Here is a 13,442-nt window from a genome sequence, read left to right on the forward strand (position 1 = left end):
CCTCCTATTATGTTGCATCAGCACCAGAAACTATTTCAGTAATTTCTTGTGTGATTAAACCTTGTCTTGTACTATTGTATTCTAAAATTAGAGTTTGTTCAATTTCTTGAGCGTTATCTGTGGCATTTTCCATTGCGTTTCTGCGTGAAGCCATTTCTGAAAGTTTTGATGCTGCACCTAATGCATAAATTAAACTACTTAAATAAAGCGGGATCGCATTTTTAAGCACTTCTTCAGCACTAGGTTCAAATTCGATTTCAGTATGAACGCTTTTGTGATCTGTTTTAATTTCTAAAGGGAATAATGTTTTAATTTCAGCTTCTTGAACAACATTATTAACAAATTTTGTATAAATAATATTAATTTTGCTGATTATGCTTTGTTTATATAAATCAAATGATTCACTAGCAATTAACGAAGCTAATTCATAAGAAAATTTATTTCCAACTTCAGCAAAACTCTTGAGAATATTTTCTTTATTCTTAATTAATTTATTTGCTTGAGAAATTCCTTTATTTCCAATTAAAATTAATTTATCATTTTCTTTAACTCTAGTTCTAGCTAAGTTTATAATATTTGAATTATATGATCCACATAAACCTAAATCACTAGTTATAATAATATAAAGCTCACTTTCGTTTGATTTATCCACAGGAAAAAGAGTGTCTAATTCACCTTTGCTGATGTGGTCTATAATATCACTAAAAGTATTTTCAAGTGAGTTTTTATAATTTTGAATATTGTCGTATTCTTTCTTTATAACTCTTAATTTAGATGCACTAACCAATTCCATAGCATTTGTAATCTTTTTAGTATTAGCAACTACAGAAATACGGTTTTTTAAACCATTTAAATTCGGCATTATTACATTTCCTTATTATATTTTTCTGGAATACTTTTGTATAGTACTGGATCATAATTAGGGATTGTTAGAATAATTTGTTTTACAATTCTTGCTAAATCAAAAGCGATTTTTTCATATAACTCATCTGTTAAAACAGTTTCATTTGAAATTTCGCTAAAGATATCTGGATGATGTTCGATATATCTAATAACTTCTTCTTTGTAAGTAGAAATACTTTCTTTAGGAAGTGGATTAATAATTCTTTCCTTAACTCCTAGAAGTAATACTGTTTGAGCTGCTTGAGTAAGTGGTGAATATTGTTCTTGCTTAAGTAATTCATAGACTTTAGCACCATGATCGAGAATGGTTTTGGTTGACTCGTCTAAGTCTGAACCAAATTGAGCAAATGCTTGCATTTCATTATATTGAGCTAAATCAAGTTTAAGTGATCCAACTACACGTTTCATAGCTTTAGTTTGAGCTGATGAACCTACCCGACTAACTGAGAAACCAACATCAACAGCCGGACGTTGTCCAGAGTTGAATAGACTTTCTTTGGTAAAAATTTGACCATCAGTAATAGAAATAACATTAGTTGGGATATAAGCTGAAATATCTCCTTGTTGAGTTTCGATAATTGGCAGTGCAGTAATTGAACCACCACCAAATTCTTTAGTTACTCTAGCAGCACGTTCAAGTAATTGTGAGTGTAAATAAAATACATCTCCTGGGTAAGCTTCACGACCAGGTGGTCTTCTAAGAAGTAATGAAAGTGTTCTATAAGCTATAGCATGTTTTGAAAGATCGTCATAAACGATTAAAACATCTTTACCTTTCGACATTCACTCTTCAGCAATAGTAACTCCAGTATAAGGGGCAATATATTGTTGAGGTGCTAATTCACTAGCACTAGAAGCAACAATTGTTGTGTATTCAAGCGCACCTGAATCTGAAAGTTTTTTAACTATTTGAGCTACAGTTGAGTTTTTTTGACCAATTGCTACATAAACACAATAAACATCTTTACCTTTTTGATTAATGATTGTGTCGATTGCAATAGCAGTTTTACCTGTTTGACGATCACCAATAATTAATTCACGTTGACCTTTACCAATAGGGATCATTGAATCGATTGATAAAATACCAGTTTCAAGTGGTTGGTTAACTTCTTTACGAGTCATAACTCCAGGCGCAACTTTGAATATTTCACGTTTTTTATTTGATTCAATCGATCCTTTACCATCGATAGGGAACCCAAGTGAGTTAATTACACGTCCAAGTAATTCATCTCCAACATTAACAGAAATAACTTCACCAGTACGTTTAACTATATCACCTTCACTAATAGAGTTAGCATTTCCAAAAACGGTAATTCCAACAACTTCTTCTTCAAGGTTTAATGCTAAACCATAAACATCATTGTTAATTACAACTATTTCAGAGTTTTTAACTTTTTCTAGTCCATTAGCTAGAGCAATTCCATCACCAATAGAAATAATTCTTCCGACTTCAGCATAATTTGTTTTAGATTCATAATTTTTAATACGATCTTTAATTATTGCTGATATATCGTCTATTCTGTTAGCCATCTAAACCTCCTTATCTTCATTAATATAATTTTTAAAATTAATTAAATCTGAACTAACATTTCTACTAATGATTTGTGAACCAATATGAATTTCAAAACCACTGATTAAATCTGGGTTAATTTCAACTTTTACTTCAACTACACCATTGTAGAATTTTTCTAGTTTTTCTTTAATTAATTTAAGAGTTTTATCACTAATTTCCATAGCACTAATAATTTTTGCAAAACGAATGTTAAGCTCATTATTAGACATTTTTAAGTAGTGAGATAAAACTTTTTCTAATAAATTCACATTTCTTTTTTCAATCATAACTTTAATTAAGTTAATGAAATCTCTATCATAATCAGCAAAAACTTCATCTAAAAACTTAAATTTTTCTTCGTTTAAGATTTCAGGATTGTTAAGAAAAGTTAACATCTCTTTATTTAAATTAAGAATGTCTTTAAATGTACTTATTTGATTATGAACTTCTTTAATTTTATTGCTTTCTTTTGCTATTTCATAGTACGCAATAGCATATCCGACAGGATTAGATTTTTGCAGCATTATTTAAGATCCTCGATTGTAATATCGCTTTTAAGGAAATCTTCAATAATTTCTTCATGATTTTTTCTTGATATTTCTTTTTTAACTATCTTTTCAGCTAGTTCAATTGCTAAAGTAGCAATTTTATCTTTAGCATGTTCATTAAATTCTCTTTTTTGAGCTTTAATATCAAGTTTTGCTTCTTCAAGTAAAGTTTTAGAATCTAATTTAGCTTTAGCGGTATAAGCAATAATAACTTTTTCAGACCTAACTTTAGCATCATTAACAATCTTATTAGCCTGAATATGTGCGTCTTGTAAATGTTTATTAGCTTCATTAGTTTTATTAATTGCTTCTTCTTTAACTTTGATTGATTCGTCTATGTTGTTTTGAATAAAATCATGTCTTTCTTTTAACATTTTCTTAACTGGTTTATAAAGAAAAAATGTTAAAAAGATAAATGCAAGAGCAAAAGAAATTATAGTTGCGATCATCATAGGAATATTAGGGAATAATCCTACAAAACGCTCAGAAATAGATTCTTCAAGATTATTCGGAGCGTCAATACTATCGTGTAATACCTTTAGTGGTATATTGATTAAATCGATATTTTGCATCATTTATAATAATTATTTGAATAAGAATAATAAAAGAAAGGCAATAATTAAAGCATAAATAGCAGATGATTCAGAAATAGCCATACCAACAATCATCATGTTACGGATTTTTCCTTCTGCTTCAGGATTACGTCCAACAGCTTCAGCTGCTTTACCAGCAGCATAACCTTGACCAACTCCTGTACCTATAACTCCAACCATTGTAAGACCAATACCAATTGCTACAAGTCCTCTACCTGAAGAGTTTTGTGAGTTATTTACAGTTTCTTCTGCTAATTTAATAATTGGCTCGTATATCATTTTTTCCTCCTAATATAATTGCGGATTTGCATTTATTATTTTTTTGTTTTTTCTAGTTTTCTTTTCGGGTGTTACCGCTTCACTAACTCAATAAATTGTGGTTAATAAAGAGAATACATATGCTTGAATTAATCCCCCGAACAAGTCAAAGTATAAGTGTAATAAAGGTGTGATAAATGGAGCAAAGAAATATCATTCGTGATTTGACATTCCAGGTATTAATGTCCATACATAACCACAAACACTATAAATCAAGAACATTAAGGTTGCTCCACCAATGATATTTCCATAAATACGGAAACTAATTGAAATTAGAGGTGAAAAATCACCAATAATATTCATAGGATTCATATAATTTTTAAGCATATATCATTTTTGATAAACAATTTTAACGACATAAATACCTAAAAAAGTAGATAGTCCCAATGTTAAAGTAACTGAATAAGAAGTTACAACTGGTTCTAGACCTAGTATTACAACTCAGTTACCTATAAAAAGGAATGTACCTAGAGTAAAAATATAAACTTTTGCTTTTGGAAGTTTTTCACCAGCAGTATTTTCATATTGACTGTCAATTCCTTTTACATATGCTTCAGCAATTAATGCAACACCTTTTGGTGCTTGATCTGGTTTTACTTTTTTAACCTTGAAATAAACCACAAGTGAGATTATAATACAAACTAAAACGGTCACAAAAAGTGATAACAGTTGTGGTTGATTTCAAGTATTTCAGATACCATTAATTATTTGATCCACTAACCCTCCTTTCTCTTTCTTTTTATTATTTTTTTAACAACTAAATCAATGATAATACTTATAAAAATACTTGCTAAACCTACTAAATAAGCAAAAAGATTAATTTTACTATTAATAACATCATTTAACTCAGCATTATAAAAGTAAATTGATTTAGCATTAATTGCGAACAAAACTCATGTTAAGATAATTATAAAAATAATACTAAGCACAAATTTAATAACAATTAATGAAATTGCACTTTTGCGTCCTTTGTATAGACTTATTTGTAAAAAAATATCATCCATTAAAAATATAAAAAAAACACCAAGGACACCAATTATAAAACCAAAAATCAAAGATGTGCTATTAGTTAAAATTGAAGCTATAACTAAAGCTAAAATAATTATAAATATAAGTGTAAAATGTACTATAAAAAATGTTTTTTTATCTGTTAATTTTTTTGATTTCATATGTATTAGTGCAAAATGATTATAAAACTTTTTTGATAAATTTTTCAAAAATTTTGAATATTGTGAATTAATTTTTTTAAAAAAATAAAAACCGAAATTAATCGGTAATTAAAGCTTAAAAATATTGTTTTTTAATAGGGTAGTTTTTAGTAAATTGTTGTACTTTTTGTTTAATTTCTTCTACTTTAGTTTGTATCGAAATATCATTGTTTACAATTAAATTGTAGTTAGATAAAACATAATCAATTATTTCAGCCAATTCTTCTCATTTATCAAAATCTCTTGAAGTCATAGCTGCAGTACCAAGTCTAATTCCACTTGCTAAAGTAGGTGAAAGTGTGTCAAAAGGAATTGAGTTTTTATTTATGGTAATATTAAATTTTTCAAGAATAACTTCAGCATCTCTACCAGCGATATTATAACTTGAATTTACATCGATCATAAATAAGTGATTATCAGTTCCATTAGATATTACTTTTACCCCTTTGTCGATAAAGTATTGAGCAAATTTTTTTGAATTTTTTACAACATTTTCTCCATAGGTTTTAAATCCTGGTTGTAACGCCTCATAAAAACCAACGGCTTTACCTGCAATAGCATGGAAAAGAGGTCCACCTTGATATCCGGGAAAAACTCAGCGGTCAACTTTTTTAGCTATTTCTGGATTATTAGTCATAATAACCCCACCACGAGCTCCACGAAGAGTTTTGTGAGTTGTTGAAGTAATGATGTCAGCATAACCTACTGGTGAAGGATGCACTCCAGCAACGATAAGTCCAGCAATATGAGCAATATCAACCATTAATTTAGCACCAACTTTATCACAAATTTCTCTAAATTTAGCAAAATCTATAATTCTTGGATACGCTGAGTAACCAGCAATAATTAAATCTGGTTTTTCAATTTGGGCTTGCTTAAGAATTTCGTCATAATCAAGTAAACCGTTTTTATCTAGTTTATATGAAACTGCTTCATAGAAAATTCCACTAAAGCTTATTTTGTACCCATGAGTTAAATGACCACCGCAATCAAGTGAAAGACCCATGATTTTTCCGCCACTTGGAACAACTGAAGCTATTGCTGCAGCATTAGCAACACTTCCAGAATATGGTTGAACATTAGCATATTCTACATTAAAAAGTTTTTTTAATCTTTCAATCGCTAAAGATTCGACAATATCTACATTTTCACAAGAACCATAATATCTTTTACCTGGATAACCTTCACCATATTTATTTGTCAAAACTGAGCCTTGTGCTTTAAGAACATCTTCTGAAGCGTAGTTTTCTGAAGCGATTAATTCAATATGATTTTCTTGTCTAACTAATTCATTATTAATCGCATTTTGTACATCTATATCATTTAATTTAATTTTTTGATACATATATTCTCCTATTTATTATATTTATTATTAATTAATTCAATTTCTTGTTCAGTTCCATAAATTCTTAAAGTAATATTTTTTGTATTTTCTTTGTGATATTCATCAATTTGAACAATGTCAAAAACATTAGTAACATTTTTAATTTCATTAATTTTTTGTGAAATATATTCATCTTTATTTAAAATGAAAGTCAAATCAATTGTTTTTAGTGGATCATAATTTATGTCACTAAATTTAACTTTTTGTGTATTTTTTTCAAGTAAGATTTCTGCATAAAATGCATCAGTATTATCAAATTTAGGGTGAATTTTTCCAAATCAGCCAACTAATTTGTTTTCAACATAAATTTTAGCTGAAACATTTGGATGAATCATAGAATTGTCTTTAAATGGTTTGAATTCGACATTATTGAACTTGAATATATTTAATATATCCTGTTTAATTTCAAAATAATTTTTAATTGTTGAAGCAATACCACAAACAAATTTATTGTCATTGATCATACCAATTTCAAAAATGTTTAATAATTCAATTTTTCTTTTTTGATTATGTTCAACTACTTCTTGAAGTGAAGGGATAATACTATTTCTAATTTGTTCTCTTTCTTTTGATACAAAGGTAAGTAATGAAACAGATTTTTCAAAATTAAATGGATTCAATTGATTTTTAATTTTAGAAATTAATGAGAAAGTTCTAACTTCTTGATATCCGTTTGATTGAATTAATTCTTTAAGATTATTTCTAGTTTTAGTTAATAATGGTTTTATATTAGGTTGAACCGGTTCAAAGTTATTGTATGAATAAAATCTAAAGATCTCTTCAATAATATCTTCAAAAAATTCAATATCATAACGATAATTAGGAACTTTAACAACTTCTTCTGTAAATTCAAAACCTAATTTAGAAAGTTTAATTAAAGTTTCGCTAAATTTTGATTTTACTTCATTTACAGTCACACCAGCATAAAGTGCTAGTTTTTCATAGTTTATTTTAATTTCTTTTTTAGTTAAATTTTCTGGACAATTTACAACATTTGAAATATTAAATTGTGCTAAGTTTGTTCTTAAAAAGTTTAATGCTCTTACTGAAATTTCTGGGCTAATTACTCTAGAAGCTTGATTTGAAGAATTTGACTGCATTTTAATTTCTTTGGCGCTATGTCTTACTTGAGAAGGATTGAACACTCCAATTTCAAAAGCAAAATTAACTGTTTGATCAGTAACTTTTGATTTTTCAAGTCCCATAACAGATGCTAATGAAATTTCACCGTTTTCATCATAAATAGCTAAGGCGTTTTTAACCTCAACTTCTTTATTTCCTAATATATTTGTTTTACCTGTAAATAAATCACAAGAAATTTCATTTCCAATTTTATCTCTATCATAAACATGACAAGTAGCACCAGTATATAAAAGAGTTAGATTAGTTAAATTAACAAAGAAACCTAAATTAGCATCAATATCATGTTTAGCTAAAAATAATTTTGTCTGTAAATCTGTATCAATTTTATTTGTATTATTTACTTCAAAGAACATTAGTTCATTAGCTAGTTTTTTTTGTACTTTTAAGTTTGATTCAAATGAATTTTTTACTTCTGTAAAATTAAAATTAAATTCTTTATTATAGTAAGCACTTATTTCATTTGCTAAAGTGAAATATGAATTGGCATCATTTCTATTTGCGGTTGTACTAACGTCAATAATATAGTCATCTAAACCAAGTTTTTTAATTGGATCATCATTTAATGATGCAAAATCTTTAGGTAAAACTAAAACATGATCACCATTTTTGTCAACTAGTTCATGTTTATAATTTAATTCACTTAAAGCAGCAAACATACCTTCTGATTTAATACCTTTAATCTCTCTTTCAGAAAAAATAAAGTCATTTTTGCGTGAACCAATTGGGAAAAATACAACTAAATCTCCAACTTTTAAAATTGTATCTGTTGTTTGAATAACGCTTGTTCCTTGATTATGTTCAACAGTTGTAACAGTTAAACGTTTATCATTTGGATTGATGTATAAATCCTTGATAATACCGAATTTTAATCCTTCAACATCTGCAAATTTTTCAATACTTTCAACTTCAAACCCTAAACTGTTAATCACTTTAGTAATTGATGTATCTAAATTAATCTCTGGTAGTAATTCTTTAAGCTTATTTAACGATATTAACATATTACTCCTTTATTTAGTGCTAAAATCAATTTCTGATTGATTTAATTCTTTTAATTTTTGGTTTATTTTAAGAAAAAGATGTCCATCCTTAAAACTTTTGTTGTATGAAAGAGGACTTGGGTGAGATAAACGAATTATTTTCTCAATTTTAATATTTGCCTTTAAGTAGGTTTCATATGCTTGGTTACCTAAAGCAACATAAATGACATTTTTATTTTCTTTTTCAACTTCTTTTAAAACTTCAACTATAAACAATTCTCAACCAAAGCTTTTGTGAGAATTAGCTTGAGATTGACTAACTGTAAGCTGAGTATTCAATAACAAAACACCTTGCTTAGCTCAATTTTCTAACGAATTTGATTTAAGTGAAACTGATGGATAATCCTTTTGCAGTTCAATAAAAATGTTTTGTAAAGTTTTTGGTCTTTGTTTTTGATTCATTGAACTAAAAGCTAAACCATCTGCAAAACCTTTGGTTGGATAAGGATCCTGACCCAAAATCACTACTTTAGTTTCATTAACCTGAAAAAATTCAAAAGCACGGAACATTTTAGTTTGCTCAGGAAAAATTTCAGAGATTTTTTCAGCTTCAGAAAGTTTTGTAATGATTTTTTGGAAATATTCTTTTTTACCTTCAGACTGTAAAATTTTTAATCAACTATCTTTCATTATTGAATTGCTCCAAAATTCTTAAATCATTTTTATATAAATCTCTTATGTCTGATATACCATATTTAATCATTGTGATTCTTTCAATACCAACACCAGCAGCAAAACCATTTAAGTTTTTATCAGTATAACCAGCAGCACTTAAAACATTGGGGTGCAACATACCAGCTCCAAGAACTTCGATTCATCTATTTTTGTAGAAGATATCCACTTCAACTGAAGGTTCAGTGAATGGAAAATAACTTGGTCTTAATCTAATTTCAAGTTCTTCTTCGAAAACATAACTTAAAAGTGATTTTAAGGTTCAAATTAAATTAGGGAAACTAACTTTTCCAACACTTACAAAATCTACTTGAGTAAATTGGTGTGAATGAGTTGCGTCGTCTTCATCATTTCTATACACTTTTCCTATAGCGTAAGTTGAAAACTCTTTATTAGCGAATCTTTCTAATTCTACTGCTGTAATCCCAGTATTATGTGTTCTAAGTAAAGTGGTGGAATTAATATAAAGTGAGTCATGCATTGCTCTAGCTGGGTGATCTTGAGGAATATTCAATCTTTCAAAGTTATATAGATCACTTACTATTTCGCCAGCTTCGCTTTGGAAATAACCATGTTGATTAAATCACTCTTTCAATCTATTTTCAACAATAGTGATTGGATGAAGAGAACCTACTTTATGAGTTGGTTTAGTTACATCAATAAATTCACTTTGAATTTTTTTACTAATTGAAATTTCTTTAACTCTTTCTTCAGCTAATTTAAAAAATTCTTCATATTCATTTCTTAGTTTGCTTAATTTCATTCCAATTTCTTTTTTCATTGAAGGTTCACAAGTTTTTATTTGGTTTTGAAGTTCAAAAATTTCTCCGCCTTCAGAATAAACTTTATTTTTGTAAACTTTTAAATCTTCTAAAGTATTAATATCTTCTAACTTTAATTGCATTATTACTCCTGACTATTAAATTTTTTAATTTGTTCTCAGTATTGTTTAATCTTTTGTTCGTTTGAATTAGTTCCGAATTCAAAAATTTTAGTATTAAGTAATTGTTTTGGTAAATAATTTTGTTTTACATGATTATTTGGAAAATCATGTGGATATTTATACCCAATTCCTTCACCTAATTTTGACGCTGATTTATAATGTGAATCACGAAGATAATTTGGAATAGGATATATTTTTCCTTGGTCAATTAAATTTCTTGCGTTACTAAAAGATTTGTAAGTTGAATTACTTTTAGGACTTAATGATAGATCAACTATGGCAAAACCTATTGGTAAATTAGCTTCAGGAAAACCTAGTTTTTCAACAGCCTCAAAAGCTAAATTTACTCTAACAGTTATATTTGGATTAGCTAAACCTATATCTTCATAAGCTACACAAAGCATTCTTCTAAAAAGTCCTTGGAAATCGCCACTTTTAAGAATTAATGCTCCATAATATAAAGCTGCGTCTGGGTCACTACCCCTCAGAGATTTATGAAAGGCACTTAAATTATTATAATGCGCACTAGATTCCATGTCACTGTAAAAACTTATATTCGGGATAACTTTTTTAATCAATTCTTTATCAACTTTAGTTTTTTTATCATTTATCATAGCTAACATTTGCAAATTATTTAATGCACTACGATAATCTCCTGCTCCACTGCGGCTTAAATCTAGCAATTCTTCATAACCTATTTCTAAGTCAGGGAAATGGGTTTTAACAACTTTTTCGAGTGCTTTAGCGATTGTATCCTCATTTATTTTTTCGAATTGAACTATTTGCATTCTACTTCTTAAAGCTGGATTCACCCTAAAATAAGGATTTTCGGTTGTGGTTGCATAGACAATGATTTTATCAAACTCTAGATAAGAAAGCAGAATATCTTGTTTATCCTTATTCAATCTATGAATTTCATCAATAATTAAAATATCACTAGTTTCTATTTTATTTAATAAATCATTTTTAGATTCGATTGTTGAATTAAAGTAACTGTATTTTAGACCCATATCATTAGCTAAAGCAACTGCAGAACTAGTTTTTCCTGTCCCACTTTCTCCAAAGAAAATAAAACTAGTAGCTAACTTATTTTTAGCTACTTCTTTAAGTAAATGAACTGCATTTTCTTGTCCTATAATTTCTTCAAGAGTCTTAGGACGTAATTCATTGGCTAGGTTATACATATTACATTTAATATTTTATTATTTTATTTAAAATAGATAAATTTAAATAAAACATATGACTATTGAATCTAAAGAAAAAACATCCGAAGATGTTAATTCTACAATTCAATATTTTTAATGCTTTCAGTTATATCTCTAATAAATAGTTCAAGATCATCGTCATTAACAAATTTTTCTTGAATATTAGTAATATGATCACTTATAACACCATCTTTTAAAACGTAAATCTCATTAGTTAATTTTCTAATTTCGTTTGAATCATGACTTATCAAAAGCATTGTTCCGTTGTATTTATTGATATAGCTTTCAATAATATCTCTAACTTTAATTTTAGTATCAGCGTCAAGACCTGCAGTAAATTCATCAAGGATAAGTAATTTAGGTTTTGAATATAAAACAAAGAATAAATCAACTTTTTTTCTTTGCCCACCACTAAGCCGATCATATCTCATTTTTAGATAGTTTTCTATTTGAAGAATTTCATAAAGTTTTTTGATAAATTCCATATCCAAAATTTCTTTAAAATTAGTAATTAAAAGTTTATATAAATCTTTAACAGTTGGTTTTTTTAATTCTATTTCATTTTGAAATTGAAGAGCAATACTTTCTTTTGGTGAGATAAGATAATCATAGTTATAAATTATTTCACCACTAGTTAGTTCAGAATAACCTGCAATAATTTTAGCTAAAGTTGTTTTACCTGAACCGTTTTTACCAACTAATGCTATTCTTTGTTGTTCTTCGATATTTAAATTAATTCCTTTTAAAACTTCTGTTTTATCCTTTTTAACTAATGAACTTTTAAATTCCTTATGTAAATCTTTAATTTCAATAATTGTTTTACTCATATTTTCCACTCTTTCAGAAATAACGATATCCTAAATAACTTAACATTCCAACTGTATAAATACTTCTAAAAACTCATAAGATAATATCAGCTTGTTCTTGTGTAATAAAGTTAAATCCATTCTTATCAGCTGCATCACTAATTAGTCCCGCAAACGCTACAAGATCAATTTTGAATGGATTGATTAAAACATAGAATATAGATTCAAAGACTGCTAATACAGTAGCAAATTCATAATTTATTATAGTTTTTTCAACATATCCAACAAGTGGTGCTTCTACATAAGTATGTGATAATAAAGCAGAAAGGAAGAATAAACTAATAATAGGTAATAAAATTTCAAATAGTAAAACAGGTATCAAAATTGTGTTGGTTGCTTTTTGTACAAATTTTTTATCCATTTTATATCTAAATAAATCTACAACTATATACGTAATTCCTGTTATAAAAATATAGTACATCAAGAATTTAGTTAGTCCTAATAGTTCATTTTTGAAAAAATCACTGGTTAAACTATATTTTGTATTTGCACTTATTGCTGCTATACCTATTAAATCTATGATGATAAAGGTCAATATAGCATAAGATAAAAATATTAAAGATGAAATTAGTGGTATAAATTTAATATTTTTTTCATGTGTAGTAATTAACAAAGTCTTTCTGATATAGGTATTTCTTATTTTGTATTCTAAATTAACGAAAAATAATGCTAAAGGTAATATAAAGAACAATCCATTACTTGTTATAGCAGTACTTAGGCTTTGTATTGGTCCATTTTGTAACCATTTAGATATAGCAATTCCAACATAGTATAAAAATGGTATTTCTAAACTTTCTTTTTTATTAAAATCTTTATATGAAAAAGATATCATCGAACCAATAATACTTGTAAGTATCAATATACCAAAAATAACTGATAAAGTTATTAATCAACCTAGATTTAATTGAAGTCAAATCTTACGTTGAATTTTCTTTCTAATTTTAATTTCATTTTTCATATCTAAATTTTATATTATTAAAAATTTCTATTTCATAAATTATAGTTTTAAGCATTTAATTTAATTAAGATTGTGGAAATAATATGAAAAATAAAAACGTAAGATGAACTTA

At 27.4% G+C, this 13,442-nt stretch carries 14 protein-coding genes; all 14 read right to left on the reverse strand.

The annotated features are described in order from the left end of the window. Positions 1 to 7: 7 nt before the first annotated feature. Positions 8 to 862 (reverse strand): ATP synthase F1 subunit gamma, encoded by an 855-nt coding sequence (gene atpG, locus FRW55_RS01630; RefSeq protein WP_146368454.1) that lies wholly within the window; start codon positions 860 to 862, stop codon positions 8 to 10. A 2-nt stretch (positions 863 to 864) separates the two neighbouring features. Continuing rightward, entirely contained in the window at positions 865 to 2,433 is a 1,569-nt protein-coding gene (gene atpA / locus FRW55_RS01635; protein WP_146368455.1) for a F0F1 ATP synthase subunit alpha, read from the reverse strand. After that, positions 2,434 to 2,979, reverse strand: coding sequence for an ATP synthase F1 subunit delta (gene atpH, locus FRW55_RS01640; RefSeq protein ID WP_146367335.1), 546 nt, complete (start codon positions 2,977 to 2,979; stop codon positions 2,434 to 2,436). Continuing rightward, the gene (gene atpF / locus FRW55_RS01645) at positions 2,979 to 3,578 is read right to left on the reverse strand and encodes a F0F1 ATP synthase subunit B (protein ID WP_236091613.1); all 600 of its coding nucleotides are present in this window, start codon (positions 3,576 to 3,578) and stop codon (positions 2,979 to 2,981) included. Before atpF ends, atpH begins: the two co-directional genes overlap by 1 nt. A gap of 9 nt (positions 3,579 to 3,587) precedes the next feature. Beyond that, positions 3,588 to 3,875 carry an ATP synthase F0 subunit C gene (gene atpE / locus FRW55_RS01650; RefSeq protein ID WP_146367336.1) on the reverse strand — a complete coding sequence of 96 codons (288 nt, stop codon included), beginning with the start codon at positions 3,873 to 3,875 and terminating at the stop codon, positions 3,588 to 3,590. A gap of 9 nt (positions 3,876 to 3,884) precedes the next feature. Further along, positions 3,885 to 4,631 carry a F0F1 ATP synthase subunit A gene (locus FRW55_RS01655; protein WP_146368456.1) on the reverse strand — a complete coding sequence of 249 codons (747 nt, stop codon included), beginning with the start codon at positions 4,629 to 4,631 and terminating at the stop codon, positions 3,885 to 3,887. Then, complete coding sequence (locus FRW55_RS01660; protein ID WP_146367338.1) at positions 4,631 to 5,083, reverse strand: hypothetical protein; 453 nt, start codon at positions 5,081 to 5,083, stop codon at positions 4,631 to 4,633. Before FRW55_RS01660 ends, FRW55_RS01655 begins: the two co-directional genes overlap by 1 nt. Positions 5,084 to 5,198: 115 nt before the next feature. Then, a complete protein-coding gene (glyA, locus tag FRW55_RS01665; protein ID WP_146368457.1) occupies positions 5,199 to 6,467 on the reverse strand; it encodes a serine hydroxymethyltransferase in 1,269 nt (422 codons plus the stop codon). Positions 6,468 to 6,475: 8 nt separating this feature from the next. Beyond that, the gene (locus tag FRW55_RS01670) at positions 6,476 to 8,647 is read right to left on the reverse strand and encodes a phenylalanine--tRNA ligase subunit beta (protein WP_146368458.1); all 2,172 of its coding nucleotides are present in this window, start codon (positions 8,645 to 8,647) and stop codon (positions 6,476 to 6,478) included. Between the two features lie 9 nt (positions 8,648 to 8,656). After that, the gene (locus FRW55_RS01675; protein WP_146368459.1) at positions 8,657 to 9,316 is read right to left on the reverse strand and encodes a uracil-DNA glycosylase; all 660 of its coding nucleotides are present in this window, start codon (positions 9,314 to 9,316) and stop codon (positions 8,657 to 8,659) included. Then, entirely contained in the window at positions 9,306 to 10,262 is a 957-nt protein-coding gene (pheS, locus tag FRW55_RS01680; protein ID WP_146308715.1) for a phenylalanine--tRNA ligase subunit alpha, read from the reverse strand. Before pheS ends, FRW55_RS01675 begins: the two co-directional genes overlap by 11 nt. Before the next feature lie 2 nt (positions 10,263 to 10,264). Beyond that, entirely contained in the window at positions 10,265 to 11,485 is a 1,221-nt protein-coding gene (locus FRW55_RS01685; RefSeq protein ID WP_146368460.1) for a replication-associated recombination protein A, read from the reverse strand. A gap of 98 nt (positions 11,486 to 11,583) precedes the next feature. Beyond that, positions 11,584 to 12,333 carry an ABC transporter ATP-binding protein gene (locus FRW55_RS01690; protein WP_146368461.1) on the reverse strand — a complete coding sequence of 250 codons (750 nt, stop codon included), beginning with the start codon at positions 12,331 to 12,333 and terminating at the stop codon, positions 11,584 to 11,586. Next, entirely contained in the window at positions 12,326 to 13,330 is a 1,005-nt protein-coding gene (locus tag FRW55_RS01695) for a hypothetical protein (RefSeq protein ID WP_146368462.1), read from the reverse strand. Before FRW55_RS01695 ends, FRW55_RS01690 begins: the two co-directional genes overlap by 8 nt. Positions 13,331 to 13,442: the final 112 nt, after the last annotated feature.

The sequence above is a fragment of the Mycoplasma anserisalpingitidis genome (assembly GCF_007859615.1).
GTDB lineage: Bacteria > Bacillota_I > Bacilli_A > Mycoplasmatales > Metamycoplasmataceae > Mycoplasmopsis > Mycoplasmopsis anserisalpingitidis.